15 protein-coding genes are annotated in these 23,119 nt (G+C 66.7%); 9 read left to right on the top strand and 6 right to left on the bottom strand.

Annotated elements, in window-relative coordinates:
• Positions 1 to 22 precede the first annotated feature (22 nt).
• From VSR72_RS04595 to VSR72_RS04575, 5 genes are all read left to right on the top strand, one after another.
• Entirely contained in the window at positions 23 to 979 is a 957-nt protein-coding gene (locus tag VSR72_RS04595) for a helix-turn-helix transcriptional regulator (protein WP_342951237.1), read from the top strand.
• A 120-nt stretch (positions 980 to 1,099) separates the two neighbouring features.
• On the top strand, positions 1,100 to 2,776 hold the full coding sequence (boxC, locus tag VSR72_RS04590) for a 2,3-epoxybenzoyl-CoA dihydrolase (RefSeq protein WP_342951236.1): 1,677 nt from the start codon (positions 1,100 to 1,102) through the stop codon (positions 2,774 to 2,776).
• Positions 2,777 to 2,803: 27 nt separating this feature from the next.
• Positions 2,804 to 4,231 carry a benzoyl-CoA 2,3-epoxidase subunit BoxB gene (gene boxB, locus VSR72_RS04585; RefSeq protein ID WP_342951235.1) on the top strand — a complete coding sequence of 476 codons (1,428 nt, stop codon included), beginning with the start codon at positions 2,804 to 2,806 and terminating at the stop codon, positions 4,229 to 4,231.
• A 52-nt stretch (positions 4,232 to 4,283) separates the two neighbouring features.
• Entirely contained in the window at positions 4,284 to 5,543 is a 1,260-nt protein-coding gene (gene boxA, locus VSR72_RS04580; RefSeq protein WP_342951234.1) for a benzoyl-CoA 2,3-epoxidase subunit BoxA, read from the top strand.
• 143 nt (positions 5,544 to 5,686) lie between these two features.
• Entirely contained in the window at positions 5,687 to 6,136 is a 450-nt protein-coding gene (locus tag VSR72_RS04575; RefSeq protein WP_342951233.1) for a PaaI family thioesterase, read from the top strand.
• A gap of 31 nt (positions 6,137 to 6,167) precedes the next feature.
• On the opposite strand, the gene VSR72_RS04570 is transcribed toward VSR72_RS04575, so the two are convergent.
• Positions 6,168 to 7,079, bottom strand: coding sequence for a 2-dehydropantoate 2-reductase (locus tag VSR72_RS04570; RefSeq protein WP_342951232.1), 912 nt, complete (start codon positions 7,077 to 7,079; stop codon positions 6,168 to 6,170).
• A gap of 55 nt (positions 7,080 to 7,134) precedes the next feature.
• Positions 7,135 to 7,992, bottom strand: a complete 858-nt coding sequence (locus VSR72_RS04565) for an NADPH-dependent oxidoreductase (RefSeq protein ID WP_342951231.1) — start codon at positions 7,990 to 7,992, stop codon at positions 7,135 to 7,137.
• A 265-nt stretch (positions 7,993 to 8,257) separates the two neighbouring features.
• Between VSR72_RS04565 and VSR72_RS04560 the strand changes: the two genes are divergently transcribed.
• Complete coding sequence (locus tag VSR72_RS04560) at positions 8,258 to 9,118, top strand: oxidoreductase (RefSeq protein ID WP_342951230.1); 861 nt, start codon at positions 8,258 to 8,260, stop codon at positions 9,116 to 9,118.
• 9 nt (positions 9,119 to 9,127) lie between these two features.
• On the opposite strand, the gene VSR72_RS04555 is transcribed toward VSR72_RS04560, so the two are convergent.
• Positions 9,128 to 9,769, bottom strand: a complete 642-nt coding sequence (locus VSR72_RS04555) for a hypothetical protein (protein WP_342951229.1) — start codon at positions 9,767 to 9,769, stop codon at positions 9,128 to 9,130.
• 14 nt (positions 9,770 to 9,783) lie between these two features.
• Positions 9,784 to 11,178: a selenium-binding family protein gene (locus tag VSR72_RS04550; protein WP_342951228.1), complete on the bottom strand. Its 1,395-nt coding sequence runs from the start codon at positions 11,176 to 11,178 to the stop codon at positions 9,784 to 9,786.
• Between the two features lie 253 nt (positions 11,179 to 11,431).
• Here VSR72_RS04550 and VSR72_RS04545 point away from each other — a divergent pair, with 253 nt between their 5' ends.
• The 3 genes from VSR72_RS04545 (at position 11,432) to pbpC (ending at position 20,593) form a co-directional block, all read left to right on the top strand.
• Entirely contained in the window at positions 11,432 to 11,767 is a 336-nt protein-coding gene (locus VSR72_RS04545) for a DUF4148 domain-containing protein (protein WP_342951227.1), read from the top strand.
• A gap of 532 nt (positions 11,768 to 12,299) precedes the next feature.
• Complete coding sequence (locus tag VSR72_RS04540; RefSeq protein WP_342951226.1) at positions 12,300 to 18,320, top strand: MG2 domain-containing protein; 6,021 nt, start codon at positions 12,300 to 12,302, stop codon at positions 18,318 to 18,320.
• On the top strand, positions 18,317 to 20,593 hold the full coding sequence (gene pbpC, locus VSR72_RS04535) for a penicillin-binding protein 1C (protein WP_342951225.1): 2,277 nt from the start codon (positions 18,317 to 18,319) through the stop codon (positions 20,591 to 20,593). Before VSR72_RS04540 ends, pbpC begins: the two co-directional genes overlap by 4 nt.
• A 12-nt stretch (positions 20,594 to 20,605) precedes the next feature.
• Here pbpC and VSR72_RS04530 read toward each other — a convergent pair whose 3' ends face one another.
• Positions 20,606 to 22,123 carry an efflux transporter outer membrane subunit gene (locus VSR72_RS04530; RefSeq protein WP_342951224.1) on the bottom strand — a complete coding sequence of 506 codons (1,518 nt, stop codon included), beginning with the start codon at positions 22,121 to 22,123 and terminating at the stop codon, positions 20,606 to 20,608.
• Entirely contained in the window at positions 22,120 to 23,112 is a 993-nt protein-coding gene (locus VSR72_RS04525; protein WP_342951567.1) for an HlyD family secretion protein, read from the bottom strand. The genes VSR72_RS04530 and VSR72_RS04525 overlap by 4 nt, the downstream gene beginning before the upstream one ends.
• Positions 23,113 to 23,119: the final 7 nt, after the last annotated feature.

Raw genomic sequence — 23,119 nt, 5'->3', positions numbered from 1 at the left:
GCGGGTTCAGAGATTCCCTAAGATGAAGCAAACATACATTGCCGAGCTTCCAGCGGAAGCCGCCGACGACGCCACACGCGGCGAGCGCGCCGAACGCGACCCGTTCCTGACCGCCATGGGCGAGCGCGTGCGCATGCTGCGCGCGCGGCGCGGCATGACGCGCAAGACGCTGGCGGCGGAAACCGGGCTTTCGGAGCGGCATCTGGCGAATCTGGAGTCCGGGGTGGGGAACGCCTCCGTGCTGGTGTTGCGGCAGATCGCGAACACGCTGAGCTGCTCGCTCGCCGAGGTGATTGGCGACGTCACGACCTCGTCGGCGGAATGGCTCCTGATCCGCGAGTTGCTGCAGGGGCGCGACCCGTCCGCCCTGCAGCGCGCGCGCGTGGCGCTCGCCGAGATGTTCTCGCACACGAGCGCCGACCCGCACCGCAACGAGCGCATCGCGCTGATCGGCCTGCGCGGTGCGGGCAAGTCCACGCTCGGGCGCATGCTCGCCCAGGAGCTGAAGGTGCCGTTCGTCGAACTGACGCGGGTGATCGAGCAGCTGGCGGGCTGTCCGCCTTCGGAAATTCATGCGCTGTATGGCGCGAGCGCGTATCGGCGCTACGAGCACCGGGCGCTCGAGGCCGTTGTCGCGGAGCACCCGCGCGCCGTGATCGCCTCGCCGGGCGGCCTCGTGTCCGAGCCCGCCACGTTCAATGTGCTGCTCGCGCACTGCTTCACCGTCTGGCTGCAGGCCGCGCCCGAGGAGCACATGCGCCGCGTTGTGGCGCAGGGGGACCTGCGGCCCATGTCGGGCAATTCGGGCAACAACGAGGCGATGGACGACCTCAAGCGCATCCTGGCTGGCCGCAGCGAGCTGTACGGGCGCGCCGACATGACCTTCGACACCAGCGAAAAAACGCTCGCTGACGCCTACCTGCAACTGCGCGACCGGCTCGCCGCCCGCCTGGCGGCCGAAGCGCCCCGCATCGAGTAACTGAGGGGCATTCCACGGCGTTGCGGGTATACCCGTTACATGCATTAAAATGCACTAATCGGCTTTACATGAGTATTCCATTGCACTATCGTTCAAAGAAACGAAGCGAAGGAGACACTCATGGCCGCAGCCGAAACCGCCGTCGCCCCGCAGCGGGTCGATTACCGCACCGATCCCTCGCAGTACCGGCACTGGAAGCTCACCTTCGACGGCGCCGTGGCGACGCTCGGCATGGATATCGCCGAGGACGGCGGCATTCGCGACGGCTACAAGCTGAAGCTGAATTCGTATGACCTGGGCGTCGATATCGAACTGCACGACGCACTCCAGCGTATCCGCTTCGAGCATCCGCAAGTGCGCAGCGTCGTGCTGACCAGCCTGAAGGACCGGGTGTTCTGCTCGGGCGCCAACATATTCATGCTCGGTCTTTCCACCCACGCGTGGAAGGTCAACTTCTGCAAGTTCACCAACGAAACGCGCAACGGCATGGAAGATTCGTCGCGGCATTCGGGCCTGAAGTTCATTGCGGCCGTGAACGGCGCGTGTGCCGGCGGCGGCTATGAACTCGCGCTCGCCTGTGACGAGATCATGCTCGTGGACGACCGCTCCTCTTCGGTCGCGCTGCCGGAAGTGCCGCTGCTCGGCGTGCTGCCGGGCACGGGCGGCCTCACGCGTCTCACCGACAAGCGCAAGGTGCGCCACGACCGCGCCGATATCTTCTGCACCGTGGTGGAAGGCATTCGCGGCGAGCGCGCGAAAGCCTGGCGCCTCGTGGACGAAGTCGTGAAGCCGAATCAGTTCGGTCAGGCCGTGCAGGCGCGCGCGCTCGAACTAGCCGCGGCGAGCGATCGTCCTGCGCAAGCGAAGGGCATTGCGCTCACACGCATCGAACGCGTGGAACACGACAACGGCCTGAGCTACGCAACCGTGGATGTCACGATCGACCGGGCAAAGCGCACCGCGACGTTCACGGCGAAAGCCCCCGCTTCGACACCTGCTTCGGATATCGAAGCAATTGTCGCGGCAGGCGCATCGTGGTGGCCGCTGCAGTTCGCGCGCGAGCTCGACGATGCGATTCTCTCCATGCGCACCAACGAACTCGACATCGGCACGTGGATTCTCAAGACCGAAGGCGACGCGCGCACCGTGCTCGCCGCCGACGCCGCGGTGCTCGCGCACCGCGACCATTGGTTCGTGCGCGAGACCATCGGCATGCTGCGCCGCACGCTGGCGCGCATCGATGTTGCTTCGCGTTCGCTGTTCGCGCTGATCGAGCCGGGCTCGTGTTTTGCGGGCACGTTTGCCGAACTCGCGTTCGCCGCCGACCGTACCTATATGGCCGCGCTGCCCGCGAACGAAGACGAAGAACCGGCCATCACGCTCTCGGAAGCGAATTTCGGTCTTTACCCGATGGTCACGCATCAATCGCGGCTCGCGCGTCGATTTTATGAGGAAACCGAACCACTCGACGCCGTGCGCGAGAAGATTGGCGTAGCGGTCAAGCCGGTCGAGGCGGAGCGCCTGGGCCTCGTGACGGCCTCGCCCGACGACATCGACTGGCCCGACGAAATCCGCCTCGCGCTGGAAGAGCGCGCGGTCATGTCGCCCGACGCGCTCACGGGCCTCGAGGCGAACCTGCGCTTCAACGGCCCGGAGACGATGGAAACGCGCATCTTCGGGCGGCTCTCCGCGTGGCAGAACTGGATATTCAACCGCCCCAACGCCGTGGGCGAGAAGGGCGCGCTCAAGGTGTACGGCAAGGGCAGCAAGGCGCAGTTCGACGTCGCCCGCGTTTGATATCCGCATCGGCCGTAAGGAACCCAAATGTCCACGATCAACTACAGCGAAAAGATCCCGAACAACGTCAACCTCGCCGACGACCGCGCGCTGCAGCGCGCCCTCGAGCAGTGGCAGCCCAACTTCCTCTCGTGGTGGGGCGACATGGGCCCCGACGGCTCGCATGGCTATGACGTTTACCTGCGCACGGCAGTAAGCGTCGACGCGGGCGGCTGGGCGCACTTCGATCACGTGAAGATGCCCGACTATCGCTGGGGCATTTTCCTCACGCCGGGCGACGCGGATCGCAAGATCCATTTCGGCGCGCACAAGGGCGAGGCGGCATGGCAGGACGTGCCGGGCGAGCACCGTGCGAATCTGCGCCGCATCATCGTCACGCAGGGCGACACGGAGCCGGCTTCGGTCGAGCAGCAGCGTCATCTCGGCCTCACCGCGCCTTCCATGTACGACCTGCGCAACCTGTTCCAGGTGAACGTGGAGGAAGGCCGCCACCTGTGGGCGATGGTGTATCTGCTGCATCGCTACTTCGGCCGCGACGGTCGTGAGGAAGCCGAAGCATTGCTGGAGCGCCGCTCGGGCGATGACGACAATCCGCGCATTCTCGGTGCATTCAACGAGAAAACGCCCGACTGGCTGGCGTTTTTCATGTTCACGTACTTCACCGACCGCGACGGCAAGTTCCAGCTTTCCGCACTTTCCGAATCCGGCTTCGACCCGCTCGCGCGCACGACGAAATTCATGCTGACCGAGGAAGCGCATCACATGTTCGTCGGTGAGTCGGGCATCTCGCGCGTCGTGCAGCGCACCGCGCAAGTCATGAACGAGCTGAAGACCGACGACGTGAACCGCCTGCGCGCCGCGGGCGTGATCGACCTCGAAACGATCCAGCGCTACCTGAATTTCCACTACTCGGTGACGATCGATCTGTTTGGCGCAGACCACTCGTCGAATGCCGCGACGTTCTACAGCTCGGGCTTGAAGGGCCGCTATGAAGAGACGAAGCGCGACGACGACCACCAGCTCGAAGGCCAGCAGTACCGTCTGCTCGACGTGCAGGACGGCAAACTCGTGGAGCGCGAAGTGCCGATGCTCAACGCCATGAACGAAGTGCTGCGCGACGACTACATCAAGGACTCGATTGCGGGTGTGAACCGCTGGAACAAGGTGCTGGAAAAGGCCGGCGTCGATGCGCGTCTTACCGTGCCGCACAAGGCGTTCAACCGCCAGATCGGCACGTTCGCGGGCGTGCGCGTCTCGCCGGACGGGCGCGTGATCGGCGAAACGGAATGGGCCGCGAACGAAGCAAAATGGCTGCCCACCCCGGAAGACCGTGCCTACGTGGCCTCGCTCATGGGCCGGGTGGTCGAGCCGGGCAAGTTCGCCAACTGGATCGCACCGCCGGCCATGGGCATCAACCGGCAGCCGATCGATTTCGAATACGTGCGCTTTAACTGAGCGTAGCGGCGGCGCGTAGCAACGCGTTCGCGCGCCGCGGTGGGAGACAATCATGAACGGTCCGCTACCCGTGGAAATTCTCAGGCAGCACCTGATCGATCCGGAAGTCTGCATACGCTGCAATACGTGCGAGGAAACGTGTCCCATCGACGCGATCACGCACGACGGCACCAACTATGTGGTGAAGGCCGATGTCTGCAATGCGTGCATGGCCTGCGTGCCGCCCTGTCCGACCGGTGCGATCGACAACTGGCGCAACGTGCTCAAGGCCGAGGCGTACAGCATCGACGAGCAGTTCACGTGGGACGAACTGCCCGCGCAGAATGCATCGATTGGTGCGCCGGTCGTCTCGCAGGAATCCGGCGATGGGGCGAGCAAAGCGCCAGCGTCGCCGAATGCCGCCGATGCGCCCGTCGGCGGCTCCGACATGCTGCGCGGCTCGACCGTGCCGCCGTGGTCGGCGGCACGCCCCTATGTCCAGCTCTACACGCACAAGGCGCCCACCACGGCGGCCGTGGTCGGCAACTATCGCCTCACCGACGACGCCACCGAAAGCGACATCCATCACATCGTGCTCGACTTCGGCGCCATGCCGTTCCCGGTGCTGGAAGGCCAGTCGATCGGCATCCTGCCGCCGGGCGAGACCGCGGAGGGCCGCGCTCATCACGCGCGCCAGTATTCGATTGCCAGCCCGCGCGACGGCGAGCGCCCCGGCTATAACAACGTCTCGCTCACAGTGAAGCGCGTGACGCGCGATCACAGCGGCAACGCAACCGACGGCGTGTGCTCGAACTATCTCTGCGATCTGAAGAAGGGCGACGTGGTGACGGTAATCGGGCCGTTCGGCAGCACCTTCCTCATGCCGAACCATCCGAATTCGCATCTGCTGATGATCTGTACGGGCACCGGCTCCGCACCCATGCGCGCGATGACCGAATATCGCCGCCGGCGCAGGCTCAAGGGCGCAACCGGAAAGCTCATGCTTTTTTTCGGCGCGCGCACGCAGCAGGAATTGCCCTACTTCGGACCCCTGATGAATCTGCCGAAGGATTTCATCGACACGAACCTGGCTTTCTCACGCACGCCGGGCCAGCCGCGGCGCTATGTGCAGGACGCCATGCGCGAGCGCGCCGTGGACGTCGCGCAACTGCTCAAGGACGGCAACACGCATGTCTATGTCTGCGGGTTGAAGGGCATGGAAGACGGCGTGCTGCAAGCGCTTCAGGAGATTGCCGAGAAACACGGCATGGACTGGGAGGCACTGTGGGATCGCCTCAAGCGGGAAGGGCGGCTGCATCTCGAGACGTATTGAAACATCCACCATGCAATGAATCGAGGCCTGAATCGAAACACGTGAGAAGCCCGCGATAATTTAAGCACGATCGTTCGAAAAGCGTTACGATGCGGAATCGCACAGGCGCGCACTGCCGCGCAACATGGACGGAGACCGTTTCGATGAACCTCGTTGCTGAAATGCCCGCCGGCCTGACCGGCGTCGAACAGTTGCAGCACATGCTGCACGGGACCCGTGGCCCGGCCATTGGCGAAACGCTTGGCTTCAGGCTGGTGGAAGTCGAGGAGGGGCGCGTCGTATTCGAAGGCACGCCCGGTTTGCACGTGTACAACCCCATCGGCACGGTGCACGGCGGCTATGCCGCTACGCTGCTCGATTCCGCTTGCGGTTGCGCCGCGCACTCGCGCCTGGGCACGAATCAGGGCTATACCACGCTGGAATTGAAGGTCGCGTATCACCGGCCCATGACGGCCGACACCGGCCTCGTGCGCGCGGAAGGGCGCGTGCTCAGCATGGGCCGCCGCGCTGCCTTCACGGAGGCCAGCATCACGGATGCGCAGGGCAAGCTCTACGCATCCGCCACTTCCACCTTGCTCGTGTTCGACCGCTGACGCGCCGTGACCGGCTCCTGACCGGCGCGAGCTAGATCGCCGCGCGGGCCTTGTCCTCGATGAGCCGCACGAGCGTTTGCAGCATGCGGTTCGCAGGCGTGGGTACGCCAAGCGCCGTGCCGCGCTGCACGACATAGCCGTTGAGGTGATCGATCTCGCTGAGCTTGCCGCGTGCGAGATCCTGCGCCGTGGACGAGTATTGGCCCGGCATGGTCTGCGCGATGCGCGGCACTGAGCTGTCGATGTCCGGCGGCAGCGTCACGCCGTCGGCTTGCGCGACGGCCACGCATTCGCCGACGATATCGCGCATCGTCTCGCTCACGCCCGCGCCCTTCACGAGACGTCCATAGGGCAACTGCGTGATCGCCGAGAGCGCGTTGTACGCGCAGTTCACGATCAGCTTCGCCCAGAGCGCGCCGCGCACATTGGGTGAGATTTCCGTGGGCACGCCCGCGTCGATGAGCGTGCGTGCGGTCGCGTCGCTCGCGCGCGAAGGTTCGATCACCAACTCGCCGCGCCCGTGATGGCGCACGTGGCCCGGGCCGGCCATTTCAGTCGCAACATAGACCACGGCAGCCGCCACGTCTTGTGGAATGACGGTGCGCAGGCGCTCCGCGTTATCCGCGCCGTTTTGCAGCGTGAGCACGAGCGTGTCGGCGCCCAGATGCGGTTTGATCGCGTCGCCCGCGCTTTCGGTGTCGGTCGACTTCACGCAGAACAGCACGAGGTCCGCGCCCGCGACGGCGGAGGCCTCGGTGCTGGCCGTGAGATGCGGCGCGCCGATGCGCTCGTCGAACTGCTGCGCTTCGAGACGCAGCCCGTCGCGCGTAATGGCCTCGACATGCTGGGGCCGGCCGATCAAGACCACATCGTGTCCCGCGCGCGCGAGCATGCCGCCGTAAAAGCAGCCTACTGCGCCTGCGCCCATGACGGCGACTTTCATTTGCGTTTCTCCTGTGTGGTGTGCGGACTTCCTTGCCTGTGCCGACCGGCGGCGTTCAGCGCAACTCGAAGCCGAGCGCGTTGAGTGCGTCGCGCAAGCGGTCGCGGCCGTGCAGTGACTCGCGGCTGCGCCAGCGCGCGAGCGAACGTGCGGTCCAGCCTGCCGCGCTCAATCCCTGGGCGGTCTGGAAGCCGCCTATTACTTCGTCATACTGTGCAATTGCGGCGGCTTGCGAAGGCGCATCGTATTGCTCGCGATGAAGCACGACCTCCTGCGGCAAGCGCGGTTTCACATCCGCGGGGCGCGTTTCGTCCGGATAGCCCACGCACAGGCCGAACACGGGGAGCACGCGCGGCGGCAGCCCCAGCTCCGCGGCCACCTGCTCAGGCTGATTGCGGATGCCGCCGATATACACCGCGCTCATGCCGAGCGATTCGAGCGCGACCACGGCGTTTTGCGCCGCGAGCGCCGCGTCGATCATGCCGACGACCAGCGTCTCCATGTAGTGCAGGCCCTCGACGCTCGCGCCGCTGCGCGCGCCAGCCGCTTCGAGGCGCGAGAGATCCGCGAGCCATACGAGAAAGAGCGGCGCTGCGCGAACGTGCGACTGGCCGCCCGCGAGCTCGGCGAGGCGTGCCTTGCGCTCGGGATTCTCGATAGCAACCACGCTCCACGTTTGCAGGTTCGACGACGTCGAGGCCGATTGCGCCGCGGCGATCAGCGTTTCGAGTGTGCCATCGGGGAGCGGGCGGTCCGCGTAGTTGCGCACCGAGCGGTGCGCGAGCAGCGTGTCGAGCGTTTCGTTCCAGGCCGGCAGCGGCGCGGACCACGGCGTGCCATAGCGCGCTTCGAGGGCGCGCATGGCATCGGCGATATCGGCAGCGGGTTGTGCGGGCGTGGTGACGGTGGACATCGGGTTTCTTCTCCGGCAGATGACTGGTTGAATCGGGACGCTGAAATTCGGGGCGCCAGGCGCCGTATGTTACATGGGGCGCGAGATCGGCGCAGGCGTTCATCGCCGCGGACCCGCGAGCGCTTCAGCAGAGTTCGTGCGTGACCGGTATCATCTGAGACTGCGCCTGCGCTCGCATAGTGACCTGCTCCGCGCGGTGGCGCCATCTTCCGCTTTCCCCTGTCTTCGGCAGCCTTGTCTGCCCCTTCTTCCGGGAGGCCTTCCCATGTCCGTAGATTCCCAGAATGCGTCGCCGGTCTGGTTCGTGACCGGCTGTTCGACCGGCTTCGGCCGCGAGCTTGCGCGTGCGGTGCTCGCGCGCGGCTGGCGTTGTGTGGCGAGCGCGCGCAACAAGGCGTCGCTCGACGATCTCGCGCCCGAGGCCGGCGATCGCCTGCTGCCCGTCTCGCTCGACGTGACCGACGCCGCGCAGATCGACGCCGCCGTCGCCGCCGCGCAAAAGCAATTCGGCGCAATCGATGTGCTCGTCAACAACGCGGGCTACGGCTATCAGAGTTCGATCGAAGAGGGCGAGGAGCACGAGATCCGCGCGCAGTTCGATGCCAACGCATTCGGCCTGTTCGCGCTCACGCGCGCGGTGCTGCCGGGAATGCGCGCGCGCCGCAAGGGTCACGTGATCAACATTACGTCGGTAGCGGGGCTCGCGGGATTTCCGGGCTCTGGCTACTATGCGGCCTCGAAACACGCCGTGGAAGGGTTTTCCGATTCGCTGCTGGCGGAAATTGGGCCGCTCGGCATCAAGGTGACCTGTGTGGAGCCTGGGCCGTTCCGCACGGACTGGGCCGGCCGCTCGCTCGTGCAGACGGAGAGCCGTATCGACGACTACGCCGAAACGGCGGGCGCGCGCATGAAGCGCACGGCAGAAGGCAGCGGGCATCAGCCGGGCGATCCGGTGCGCGCGGCGCAGGCGATGATCCGCATCACGGAAGCCGAAAAGCCGCCGCGACATCTCGTGCTGGGCGCATTCGGCGTGGATGCGGTGGCGAACCGCTTGCGCGCGGCGCTTGCCGATATCGAGGCGTGGCGCGAGTTGAGTCTTGGCACGGATTATCCGGCGGGGAGTTGAGCGAGCGGCTCACGCCGTCGCGATCATCAACGTGCCGGTCGCCACGAGCGCCCCGCGCCAGAGCCAGTCGAAATTGATCCAGCCGCGCCGCAGCACGCCAAGGCCGAGATACTCGTAGGCGAGCAGCGCGATGACGGCAGTGGTGGCGAGCGTCGTGACCGTATGCAGCGCGGTGAACGCAAACGAGAGCGTAAGCGGGTTCGCAAGGCCCGCCACGCCGCCCGCGCCACTGCACAGCGGCAGCATGGCGGGCATCAGCATGAGTCCCGCGCCGTGCAGCGTGGCCATCAACGCCGACCACGCCGCGAGCCCGACAAAGCCCACAGTCATCCCCACGCGCACGCGGTGCCGGTGCCCATACGCGTGCTGCCATGCTGCCCACGCAATCAACAGCGCGCCCAGCGCCCAATGCAGCGCGGCGCCTGGCAGGTGCAGTCCCAGCACCGCAGTGGAACTCGTGAAGAGGAAAATCGATGCGGCATGACCGAGCGCGATAGGCGGCAGAGCGAGCAGCAGCGCCGCGCGGCTGCCGCGCTGCAACCCGAGCGCGGTCGCAAAGAGCCAACCCATCGCCGGGTTCACGCCGTGAAAGACGCCGCTGCCCACCACGGCCGCCCAGGCGCCCCAGTGCGCGCCGAAGACTTCCTCCATACGTTGCTCCGCGCTTATGGGTAGCAGTACGAATCAGATGAACAGTCGCCGCCTTCGAGACGGATCTGATGTGGCCGGTGCGACTTCGGCCATTCGACAAAGAAGCGCTCGTCGAATTCGAGGCCGCCATCGGGCGCGGCGTCGAGTTTCACCATCCAGCCGTCGATGCCTTCGGGATAGAACTGCGCGTCGATCGCACCATAAAGCGAGTTGCTGAAGTAAACGCGCCGGCCGTCACGGCTCACTTCCACCATTTGCGGGCCGCCGTTCAGCGCCCGTTGGGGCGCAAAAGGATGCGCTGCGCGCGCTGCGATGCCGCCAATGCGCACGCAACCGGTCAGGCGCGCATTCTCGGGGTCCGACACGTCGTACTGGCGCAAATCACCTGTTCCCCAGCACGCCGCGTAGAGGAAGCGGTCGTCGAGCGAGAGCGCGATATCGGTGACGAGCGGCGGCACGGCCGCGAAGCCCTTGAGCATGGGCGGCAGATGATCGGGATCGGCAGGCTCCGCCGGGATCTCGATGATCTTGCGCGCGGCCCACTGGTCGCCGTCGAGGTACCACTGCCAGATCGAGGCCGAGAGGTCCTTCAAGCTGATCACTGAGTTCACGAAGCCATAGGGCCGCGTGGGGTTGTGCGCGGGGCGCAGCTCGAACACGAGCTGGTTTTCCGCGCCAAAGTCGAGCACCTGTTTGTGCTGGCGTGTGTGCAGATCCCAGAAGTGCAGGCGATGGCCGTACTGGCCGCCCAGCAGGACCTCGGGTACGAGGCCGTTCTCGAAGGTCGCGGGCAGGCCCCATTCGCTCGTCACGAGCGTGTCATAGCCGAGGTGCCACCAGCCGTCGTAGGCGAGCTGTTGCGGGCCGCGATCGATCTCCCACTGGCCGAGAATGTCGAAGCTCTCGTGGTCCATCAGGAAGACGCCGCCGGGCGCCTCGCCCTGCGCGTTCGCAAGGGATGTCACATAAATGCCATCCGGCCCGCAATGCACGGTGTGCGGGCGCGTGTAGCCCGCGCGCTGCGCCACGCTTTCGGGTTCGTGCACGCGCGCGATTTGCGGACGGCGCGGGTCGGGCTTCGTGTCGACAATATGAATGCGCGAGGAGCGTAGACCAGGCACGACGAGGTAGCGGCGCTCGGTATGCGCGTGAGGCGCGTTGGGGCACAAGCACGAACTGCAGGCATTCCAGCCGAAGTGATGAAGCTCGTCGCCGACGTTGGGCATCGCCAGCCGGTGCACGATGCGACCGAATTCCGGCGAGCGCGGGTCCAGATCGACCACGTCGAGCGAATCGGGCACGCTGCGCGTGGGGTCGAAGCTCGCGACGTACGCCAGCGTCTCGGGCGGGGCATCGCCTGCCATGCGCGCAGACGGGTAGAAGGTCGGGTCCGGTTGCCACGTCGCCATTGCTGTCCCCTCATCGATGATTCGGAAGATTCCCTATCATGCATCAGAGTGAAACAGTGCGTTGCACACCTGTTCCATATTCCATTTGGATAGAAGCTTATGCATTCGAGCAATGAGAGCCGATTATCCGCTCTGCGAGAATAGTAAATTCGCGTTTGCGGCATTTATTCGCAAGGCCAACATTCCTAGACTTGTACTCAACGGATGCAGACAAGCCACTGCGCCGATTCGATCAAGATACTGGAGGTTAGTCATGAGAACGCTTATCAAGGCCGTTGCGATCGCTGCCGTGCTTGCAGCGCCGGCCATTTCATTCGCGCAGTCGCAAGGCAATAATGGTCCCGTAACGCGTGCGCAGGTACGCAGTGAGCTGGTGCAACTCGAAGCCGCCGGTTATCGTCCTTCGGTGAACGACCTGTATTACCCCGACGATCTGCAACGAGCCCAGGCGCGCGTGAACACGCAAAACGGCGCGGCTGTTGCGCAGGCAACGGGCTACGGGCCGGCCACGAGCGGATCGTCGGAAAGCGGCTCGCGCACCGACGGCGCGGTTAGCAGCTATTCGCCGCCGGTGTACAACGCCCACTGAGATTGACGACGTTACACGGTTGGTTAGTATGACGTAGTAATACTGGGCCCGCGAGCGCGTGAAGACGTGCCGCGGGCCGAATCGCTTTTTATTCCCGTGGCATTGCCTTGCGCTCGCCGTTGACGCAGCGCTTATGGGCTTTGACCGGCGCGAGACGGTGGCGATGCCGCCGCTCACCGACGCGCAGTAGTGTGCCGGCTACGCAGCCGCGATGTTCGCGAACATCGAACGCGGCAGCCCCCCCTGTGCACCTTCAGCACGCGCCTTCACCCCGTCTTCTCCCCATCTCTCACCGGCTCGCGTTTAGAGGCCCGGTTCGCGTATTCCCCCGCGGTCCTTCCTTCGCCTTAACCCGCTCGCAAATTCAGCGATTTCCGATAGCGGCAGTAGCCCGGTCGCGGCATGCTGCGCGCCAGCGCTCGCATGCCCGTGGCCGGCCATTCCCGGCGCGCGGGCGCGCAGCGCCCTGTACCATTCACCGCACGCCGAGCGGTAATTGCCCCGCGGCGCGCGCGCAAACGAGGACCGGTCGATGCAACGAATAACACGAAAAGCTGGCGGTTGGTGGACGTTGGCGCTTGCCCTGGTGCTGGGCTTATGCATGCTGTGGGCGTGGCGCGCCTACGCCGCGCGTACGGTGAGCGTATCGCCGCAGGGGACCGTGGCGCAGGTGCGCCAGGTGGTGGTGAAGTTCGACGAGGCCATGGTGGCGTTCGGCGCGCCCGATGCGAAGGACCCCGCGCGCCTGCAATGCAGCAACGCGGCGGCCAGCGCCGGTCAGGGCCGCTGGATCGACGGAAAAACGTGGGCCTATGATTTCGCCGCCGACCTGCCGCCCGACGTGCAATGCAGCGTGACGCTCTTCGACGGGCTCAAATCGCAGGCGGGCAATGCCGTGATGGGCGCTCGCCGCTTCACGTTCTCGACGGGCGGTCCGTTTCCGGTGAGCGTGCGGCCCTATGGCGGGGAAGTTGAGGAAAACCAGGCATTCGTGCTGAAGCTGAACGGTCCCGCCACGCCGGCTTCCGTTCGCGAACACGTATGGTGCGAGTCGGGAGGACTCGGCAACCGCATCCCGGTGCAGCCTGTCGATGCGTCCACGCGCGCCGCGCTGCTCAAGCATTTCCGGCTCGAAAAAGAAAGCGCGAGCGTGCTCACGCTCACGTGCCAGCAAACGTTGCCCTCCAGCGCGAAAATGCAGCTCGTGTACGGCAAAGGCGTGCAGGGACCGAACGGCACGCCCAACGACGTGGAGCGCCGCTTCGATTTCACGGTGCGCGCGCCGTTCACCGCGAGCATGAGTTGCGAGCGCGAGAATGCGAAGGCGCCGTGCACGCCGCTGCGGCCCGTGCGCATCGATCTGAGTTCACCCATTGCGCGCGCCGACGCGCAGAAGTTCCGTCTGCAAGGGCCGAAGGGTGAAGTCGCGCCGACTTTCCGCACAGATGACAAGGACGCCGAAGTCAGTTCGATCTCGTTCGCCGCGCCGCTGCCCGATCACACTACGCTCACGATCACCGCGCCCGCCGGCCTCAAGGACGTGAGCGGGCGAGCGCTCGCGAACGCCGATCTGTTCCCGCTGCATACGGCCACTGCGCCGATGCCGCCGCTCGCGAAATTCCCGTCCTCGACGTTCGGCATCATCGAGCGCTATGCGGAGCCGGGCACGCCGCCGCTCGTGCCGGTCACGCTGCGCAACGTCGAAGCCGACATGCACGTGCAGGGGCTCAACGCGGGCGAGGCGAAGTTCGCGAAGCTCGCGGTGCAGTCCGATGGCGACATGCGCCGCTGGATGCGCCTCGTCGATCAATTCGACAATTTCGGCATGAGCGAAACGTCGATCGACAAGCGGATGCCGGGGCTGCTCGCGCGCGCGAAATCGCCTGTGGTGATTCCGCGCACTGCGGGTGAGGGGGACGACGACGCGAAAGAGCGCATCATCGACGTGCGCTCGCTCTCGCTGCTGGAAGGCCAGCCCGGCGTGCAGACGCTCACGCTGCCCAAGGCCGACCCCAAGGCGTTGCGGCCGTTCGAAGTCGCGGGCATTCCCGTGCCGAAGCCGGGTTTTTACGTGATCGAGCTCGCTTCGCCTTCGCTCGGGGCATCGCTGCTCGGCAAGCCCGCGCCCATGTACGTGCGCACGGCCGTGCTCGTCACCAATCTCGGCGTGCACTTCAAGCAGGGCCGCGAGAACAGCGTGGTGTGGGTCACGTCGCTCGACAAGGGCGAGCCGGTGGCGGGCGCCGACGTGCGCGTATCGGACTGCAATGGCGAGACGCTCGCCACGGGAAAGACGGATTCACACGGACTGCTGACGATAGCCGGGCCGCTTTCGAACCGCCGCGACTGCGGCGAAAACAGCTATAGCGGGCTATTCGTTTCGGCGCGCGTCGACGACCCGAAGACGGGCCCCGACATGGCGTTCGTGCAGTCGGACTGGAATCGCGGCATCGAATCGTGGCGCTTCAACGTGCCGACCGATACGAGCGTTGCGCCCACGGTGCGCGCGCATACCGTGTTCGACCGCACGCTGCTGCGCGCGGGCGAGACGGTGTCGATGAAACACTTTATCCGCGCCCAGACGATGCAGGGCTTCGCGTTGCCGAAGCAGTACCCCACGCGCGTGACGATACGTCATGCGGGCAGCGGGCAGACGTGGCATCTGCCGCTCAAGTGGGCCGCCGATCATACGGCCGATTCGACCTTTGCGTTGCCGCCCGAAGCGAAGCTCGGCGAATACGACGTTTCGCTCGACGACGGCGACGCGAGCGCAACGGGCGAAGGCAGCAACGACGCCGACAACGGCGGTGACGCGATCCACATGAGCTACGACAGCGGCAGCTTCCGCGTAGAGGCCTTCCGCTTGCCGGTGCTCAAGGGCACGATCGCCGTGCAAAACGAGAAAACGTCGCCGCTCGTTGCCGCCACGCAGGCGAGCGTCGCGGTGCAGATCGATTATGTGTCGGGCGGCGCGGCGTCGAATCTTCCTGTGCAGGTTTCGGCGCTCGTGAAGGACACGACGCCTTCGTTCGCCAGTACCTATAGCGATTTCAGTTTCGCGCCGTACGTGAGCTCAAGCCCGGCCGACAACGCATCCGAAGATGAGGAAAGCGGCCCGCAAGAGGACAACGAGGTCGCGAAGCTCGTGGCCGACAAGGAGCCGCTTACGCTCGACCGCAACGGCGCGGGCACGCTCGTGCTGAAGAACCTGTCGAGCGTGGAGGCGCCGAGGCGCCTCGCACTCGAAGCGACCTTCGCGGACCCGAACGGCGAAGTGCAGACCATCAGCGGCGCGGCCACGCTCTGGCCCGCCGCTGTGGTGGCGGGCATCAAGTCGGGGCATTGGGTATCCGTGGGCAAAACGGTTCCGGTCACCGCGATCGCGCTCGACCTGCAAGGCAAGCCGCACGCGGGCGTGAAACTCGAAGTGCGCGGCGTGGCGAAGATCACGACTACCTCGCGCAAGCGCATGGTAGGCGGCTTCTATGCCTACGACAATCACACGGAAGTGCGCGATCTCGGGACGCTGTGCAGCGGCACGAGCGACGATCACGGCTTGCTCACGTGCGACGCGAAGCTCAAGGAAGCGGGCAACATCCAGCTCGTGGCCACGGCGCGCGACGGCGACGGCCACGCGTCCACGGCGACGACGTCGGTGTGGGTCACGCGCGAAGACGAACTCTGGTTCGGCAGCGAAAACACGGACCGCATCGATGTGCTGCCCGAGAAAACGAGCTACGAACCCGGCGAAACCGCGCGCTTCCAGGTGCGCATGCCATTCCGCTTCGCAACGGCGCTCGTGGCCGTGGAGCGCGAGGGCATCATCGAAACGCACGTGGTTCAGCTCGATGGGCGCGATCCGACCGTCGAGTTGAAGGTAAGCGATACGTGGGGGCCAAACGTCTACGTTTCGGTGCTCGCGCTGCGCGGGCGCATTCACGAAGTGCCGTGGTATTCGTTCTTCACCTGGGGCTGGAAAGCGCCGCTCGAATGGGCGCGTGCGTTCTGGTACGAAGGCCGCCAGTACGAGGCGCCCACGCCGCTCGTCGATCTGTCGAAGCCCGCCTTCCGCTACGGGCTCGCGCAAATCCGCGTGGGCGACGCTGCGCACCGTCTAGCGGTGAACGTCACGCCCGATGCGAAGCGTTATCCGGTACGCGGCACTTCGCACGTGCAGTTGCGCGTGCAACTACCGGACGGTCAGCCAGTGCCAGCGGGCACGCAGATCGCAGTCGCAGCCGTGGACGAAGCGCTGCTCGAACTCATGCCCAACCGCAGCTGGGATCTGCTCGACGCCATGCTGCAGCAACGCGCCTATGGCGTGGAAACGGCCACGGCGCAGATGGAGATCGTCGGGCGTCGGCACTTCGGGCGCAAGGCGGTGCCTGCGGGCGGCGGCGGCGGGCATGGCGCGACGCGCGAGCTCTTCGACACGCTGCTCTACTGGAACCCGCGCGTCACGCTCGATGCGAAGGGCGTGGCGCAGGTGGACGTGCCGCTGAACGACTCGATTACGCGTTTTCGCATTGTCGCCATTGCGGCGAGCGGAGTGGCGCGCTTCGGCACCGGCAGCGCGACGATCGAGAGCACGCAGGACCTGCAACTGATCTCGGGCCTGCCGCCCCAGGTGCGCGAAGGCGACACCCTCCGTGCGCAATTCACGTTGCGCAACACGACCGCGCGCGCGATGAAAGTGCTGGTCACGCCGAACGTGCCGCCGCTCGCGCTTGCCGCGCAGACCGTGGACCTCGCACCCAATTCGTCGCGTGAAATTGCGTGGACCGTTGCGGTTCCGGACGATCTCGCGGAAGCGGAGCGGCCCGCGCTCGTGTGGAACGTGAGCGCGGCAGAGCAGGGCGGCGCGCATGCGGCGGATGCGGTGAAGCTCGCGCAGCAGGTGAGCGCAGCGATACCCGTTACGGTGCAACAGGCCACGCTCGCACAGGTGGACGGCACACTCGCCATTCCCGTTGCGCCGCCCGCCAATGCGAGCGTGACGCAAGCAGGCAAAGTGCGTGGCGGCATCGCCGTGTCGCTACAGCCGAAGCTCGCGGACGGCCTGCCCGGCGTGCGCCGCTGGTTCACGCGCTATCCGTACTCGTGCCTCGAGCAGCAGACGGCGATTGCAATCGGCCTGCGGGACCCCGTGCGCTGGCAGGCGGAGCTTGCGCGCATGCCGGTGTATCTGGATCGCGACGGCCTCGCGAACTACTTCCCGCCTGCCGACGACAGCGCGAGCCATGGCAGCACCGCGCTCACCGCGTATCTGCTCACAGTGAGCGACGAGGCGTCGAAGCTCGACCCGCGCTTCGCGCTGCCCGACGCCTTGCGCAGCAAGATGGTGGAGGGCCTTACGCGCTTCGTGGAAGGCCGTATCGAGCGCAATTCGTGGGCGCCGCGCCGCGACCTCGATCTGCGCAAGCTCGCCGCCATCGACGCGCTGTCGCGCTACGGCGCGGCGAACGCGCGCCAGTTCGGCTCGATCGAAATCGCGCCGAACCAGTGGCCGACATCGGCGGTGATCGATTATGCGGAGAGTCTGGCGCGCATGCGCGACGTGCCGGATCGCGCGGAGAAACTGGCGCAACTCGACCAGATCCTGCGCTCGCGTCTCACGTGGCAGGGCACGCAGCTTACGTTCTCCACGGCCGCCGAAGACGATTTGTGGTGGCTCATGACGGGCGCGGAGGTCAACGCAGCGCGCCTTGCACTGGCCTTTGTCGATAACCCCGCGTGGAAGGATGAAATGCCACGGCTCGTTGCCGGCCTGCTCGCGTTACAACGCAACGGCGCATGGAGCACGACGACAGCGAACGCGTACGGCTCGCTCGCGGTCGAGCGCTTCTCGCGCGTTTTCGAGCACGATCCGGTGACGGGCGCGACGAAGATCCAGCTCGGCGATACGTCTCGCGTCGTAGGCTGGAGCGCGGCGGCGCAAGCGGCGTCGGGCGCCAGCGGGGCCACAGCGGCGACGCGCAACGCGCCCGCGCGCAGCACGCTGCTCGCCTGGCCCAGGCAGAACGCGGGCGCGACGCTCACACTCACTCAGGAAGGAAGCGGCAAGCCGTGGGCCACGGTCGAAAGCCTCGCGGCGGTCGCGTTGCGTGCGCCGTTCGCGGCGGGCTATCGCATCGCGAAGACCATCACGCCGGTGAGCGCCGCAGTCAAGGGCGTCTACACGCGCGGTGACGTCGTGCGCGTGCGCCTCGACATCGACGCGCAGACCGACATGACGTGGGTCGTCGTGAACGATCCGATTCCGGCGGGCGCGACGATCCTGGGCTCCGGGCTCGGACGCGATTCGGCCGTGGCGACGCAAGGCGAGAAGCAGGACGAGAACGGCCCGTGGCCAGCGTTCATCGAGCGCGGCTTCGACGGCTATCGTGCGTACTACGAGTTTCTGCCGAAGGGCAAGGTCTCGGTGGAGTACACGGTGCGGCTCAACAACGTCGGCACGTTCGGGTTGCCGCCCACGCGCGTCGAGGCGCTCTATGCGCCCGCGACGTTCGGTGTCGCACCGAACGCACCGGTGGTCGTGAAGGCAGCGCAATGAGCGGCCCATTCGCGCAACGGCATCGCTCGACGCGGGCACTCGGCGTTGCCGCGCTGTGCCTCGCGCTGCTGCCGCTGCCCGCGTTCGCGCTTCCCACCTTCGACGACGTGCGCGGGCAGTGGCAAAGCTCGGACTGGGTGCTGCTCGCGCGCGATGGCACGCCGCTGCAGCGCACGCGGGTGGAACGCACTGCGAGGCGCGGCGACTGGGTCGCGCTCGCCGACGTTTCGCCGGCGCTGCGGGAGGCGATCGTCGTTTCGGAGGACAAACGATTTTACGAACACAGCGGCGTGGACTGGCGCGGCGCGGCGGCTGCCGCCTGGGCTAACCTATGGAATACGCGCACGCGGGGGGCATCCACGGTCACGATGCAGCTCACAGGTCTGCTCGACGACGACCCGAAGCACTCGGGCCAGCGCTCGCTGGCGCAAAAGGCCGTGCAAGCCGTCGACGCGCTGCGGCTCGAACGCAATTGGCGCAAGGACCAGATTCTCGAAGCGTACTTGAACCTCGTGCCGTTCCGCGGCGAGTCAGTGGGTCTTTCCGCGCTCTCGCAAACGCTGTTCGGCAAGGCGCCATCTGGGCTCGACGAACGCGAATCGGCCGTTGCCGCTGCGCTGATCCGCGCGCCCAATGCGCCCTATGCGAAGGTCGCCACGCGCGCGTGCCGCATCCTGCACGACATGAGCGCTGTGAATGCCGATAGCGGCTGCGCGAATCTCGATGCCTTCGTGCAGATGGCCTTCGCGCGTCCATCCATCGCCGCCGACGATCCCTCGTTCGATGGCCGCAGCGAAAACTCGCCGCAGCTTGCACCGCATTTCGCACGCCAGATCGCGAACGCCGTGCATCCCGCGCCCGGCATGCGCGTGCGCTCGACGCTCGACGCGAACCTGCAGCGCTACGCGCGAGACACGCTCACACGCACGCTCATCGAGCTCAACGCGCGTGCGCATCCGCGCAACGTGCAGGACGGCGCGGTCGTCGTGCTCGACAACGCAACGGGCGAAGTGCTGGCGTGGGTCGGGTCATCAGGAGGACTATCGAAGGCGCGTGAGGTCGATGCGGCGCTCGCGCTGCGCCAGGCGGGCTCGACGCTCAAGCCTTTTCTCTACGCGGAAGCGATCGACGAGCGGCGCGTGACGACCGCTTCGCTGCTCGACGACGCGCCGCTCGATCTCGCAGCGGGCGGCGGCCTCTACATGCCGCAAAATTACGACAAGGGCTTCAAGGGCTGGGTGAGCGTGCGCACCGCGCTCGGCTCGTCGTTGAACGTGCCGGCCGTGCGCACGCTCGTGATGGTCACGCCGCATCGCTTCGCGAAGACGCTCACGGCGCTCGGCCTGCCGCTCACGCAGGCGGGCGACTACTACGGCTTCAGCCTCGCGCTGGGCAGCGCGGACGTGAGCCTCGTCACGCTCACGAATGCGTATCGCGCGCTGGCCAATGGCGGCGTCGTGAGCCCGATCGCCGAATTGCCCGCGCCCGCGAAGGCCGCATCGAATCAGGCGTCAAAGCGCGTATTCAGCCGCGAGTCCGCGTTCATCGTCACCGATGTCCTTGCCGATAACAACGCGCGCACGCGTACCTTCGACTTCGACAGTCCGCTCGATACGCGCATGTTTTCGGCCGTCAAGACAGGCACGAGCAAGGACATGCGCGACAACTGGACCGTGGGCTTCACGTCGCGCTATACGGTGGGCGTGTGGGTCGGCAACGCGGATGGCTCGCCCATGTGGGACGTTTCGGGCGTGACGGGCGCGGCGCCGGTGTGGGCCGCCATTGTCGGCTATCTGCATCGGCGCGTGCCGAGTGTCGCGCCTGCCGCGCCGCCAGGCGTCGAACGCGTGCGCGTGCAGTTCGCCGACGCGGTAGAGCCCGCGCGCAACGAGTGGTTCATCGCGGGCACGGCGACGCCGCAAGTGGGCCTCGCCTCGAACGCTGCCGATCTCGCGCGCGGTCCCGCGCAGATCGGCAGCCCGGTGGACGGCACGATCTTCGCGCTCGATCCCGACATTCCCGCGCAGCGTCAGCGCGTCTGGTTCGAGCGGGCGACGGGCTCGAGCGCGCGCGTGAGCTGGCGGCTGGACGGGAAGGGGTTGGGCGGCGCCGCGCGCGTGGCGTGGCTGCCCTGGCCGGGCAAGCACACGCTCGAACTCGTCGACGCGCGAGGGCAGGTGACCGATACCGTGCGCTTCGAGGTGCGCGGCGCGATGGCGAAGCCGCAGAAGTCGATGCGCGCCGACGCCGCGCAAGGCGGCGTGGCGCGCTGAACAAGAGGCGATTTAATTCGCGGGCGGAGGTGCCGACGCTGCGGCGGCTGCGGCCGGCGCGGGTTGCGTCCCCTGCGCCCCTTGCTGCTGCAGCGTTTGCCGATTCCCTTCCCAGCCGCCGCCGAGCGCGAGGAACAACCGCACCTGGTCGAGCGAGACCTGGCCTTCTGCCGCCGCGACCTGCGCGTGCACGCTGGTGAGCGTGCGCGTAGCGTCGAGATCGGAGAGGAACGGTTCGCGCCCCGCCGCATAGAGACGATGCGTTTCGTCCGCCGACTGCTGCGCGGACGTGTAGGCCGTGCGCAGCGCATCGGCGCGCTGGTCGTCGGCGGCATAGGTCGCGAGGCTCGACTGGGTTTCGCGCAGCGCGTTGAGCACCACGCCGTCGAAGTGCGCGAGCGCGCCGCCTGTGGCCGCTTCCGCAGCACGCACGCGGTCGCGCTGCCCGTTGACCGGGAAGGTCCAGCTGATCAGGGGTCCGAATGACCACGCGTTGGTCGCGGGGGTGAACAGATCGCTAGTCAGGCCGATCGTGCCCACGCCCGCGCCGAACGTGACGTCGGGGTACATCGAGGCGATCGCCACGCCAATGCGCGCCGTCGATGCCGCGAGCTGGCGCTCGGCCTCGCGCACGTCGGGGCGGCGCTTGAGGAGCGCGGCGCCGTCGCCCACGGGAATCGGCTGCTTGAGTTTGGGCAGGCGTTTGCACGCGAGCGCGGCGGGCGGCAGGTCCTTGGGCGCGCGCGCGAGCAGCATGGCGAGCTGATACTGCGCCACGCGGCGGCGACCCTCGAAGCGCGGGATATCGGCGGCGATCGTGTTGGCCTGGGTCTGGCCGCGCGTGACGTCGGGCTGGTTGCCGCGGCCCGCGTCGCGCAGGCGCTTCGTGAGCGCCACGCGCTCTTGCTGCAGCTTGAGCGATTCCTTCGCGATCTCCAGTTCCTCGGCGGCCGAGCACGACTCCACATAAGCCTGCGCCACGCTGGCGACCACGGTGATGCGCGCGAGATCGGCCGCGGCTTCCACGGCCGCGTCGTCCGCGTTCGCGGCTTCCACGCCGCGCCTGAGCTTGCCGAACAAATCGAATTCGTACGACACGTTGATGCCGAGGTCGCCCAGGGTCGCGACAGGCACCTTTTCGAACAGGAGGAACTGCTCGCCCGACACCTGCGCGCGCTCGACGGCGGCATGCGCATTGCCCGAGAAGCCGCCCTGAGCGTTCGCGATGTCGACCGCCGCACGCGAGCGCGCGAGGTTCGCGGCTGCTACGCGCAGGTCCGTATTCGACTTCAGCGCTTCCTGCACGAGCTCGTTGAGCGCGGGGTCGTCGTAAAGCTGCCACCAGTTGGCGGGCACGCCCAGTTGCGAGACCGGCGCGCGGTCCGCGCCGTCAATCGGCCCTTGGGCGAGCGGCGCATTGACCACGGCTTCTTGCGGCACGTGGTAGTTCGGCCCGAGCGTCATGCACGCGCCCAGCGCGAGCGTGAGCGGTGTAACGGCAAAGCTGCGCCAGAGACTGCGGCGTGTCATTGCGAAGCTCCGGCAGCCTGGGACGCAGTCTCAGAAGCGGCGGGGGCGCTCGCACCCACTGCGGGCTGCGAGGCGAGCGCGCCGCTTGCATGGTTCGCGCCTGCGGCCCGGCGGTCGTTCGTCGCCTCCGTGCGCACGGCCACGGTAGCCGTGCGGCCCGCGATCATGCGGAAATCCGCGGGCACTTCGTCGAGCGCCACGCGCACCGGAATGCGCTGCGCGAGACGCACCCAGCTGAACGCCGGGTTCACGTTCGGCAGCAGATTCGGCGCCGCCTGGCGGTCGCGGTCCTCGATCGCCGCGACGATGCTTTGCACATGACCGCGCAGCGGGCGCGTCTCGCCCATCACCGTGATCTCCACGGGCTGGCCGATCTGAATGCCGTGCAGGCGCGTTTCTTCGAAGTAGCCATCCACGCGGAACGAATGCATGTCGACGACGGCGACCACCGCGTGGCCCGCCGTGACGTACTCGCCAACGCGCGGCGCGCGGTCGTTCAAATAGCCGTCCACGGGGCTCACGATCGTCGTGCGCTGAAGATTGAGCCTGGCGGTGTCGACCTGGACCTGAGCGTCCGCCGCCGCCGCTTCGCCCTGATCGACACGCGTGCGGCTTTCTTCGAGTGTTTCCGCCGCCACGAGATTGCCGAGCCCGATATTGCGCGCGTATTCGCGCTTCGCCTGCGCGAGCGTGGCCTTGCGCTGCTCGAGCGTGGCCTGGGCGAGGCGCAGTGCGAGCGAGTAGCGCGCCTGGTCGATCACGAACAGCACCTGGCCTTGCTTGACCTGCTGGTTGTCGACGACGTCGACGCCGGTGATGAGGCCGCCCACGTCGGGCGCGACCTGGATCACGTCGGCGCGCACGCGGCCGTCGCGCGTCCACGGCGAGAACATGTAGTAGTTGACGATGCGCCACAGCACGAGGGCGGCGACCACGACGACGATGAGCGTCAGCAGGATCTGTCCTGCGGAGAACCAGGTTTTTTTCACGTTCACG

The sequence above is a fragment of the Paraburkholderia sp. JHI869 genome (assembly GCF_038900775.1).
Lineage (GTDB): Bacteria > Pseudomonadota > Gammaproteobacteria > Burkholderiales > Burkholderiaceae > Paraburkholderia.
The sequence above is the reverse complement of the archived record's forward strand: the minus strand, read 5'-3'. Positions and strand labels throughout refer to the sequence as shown.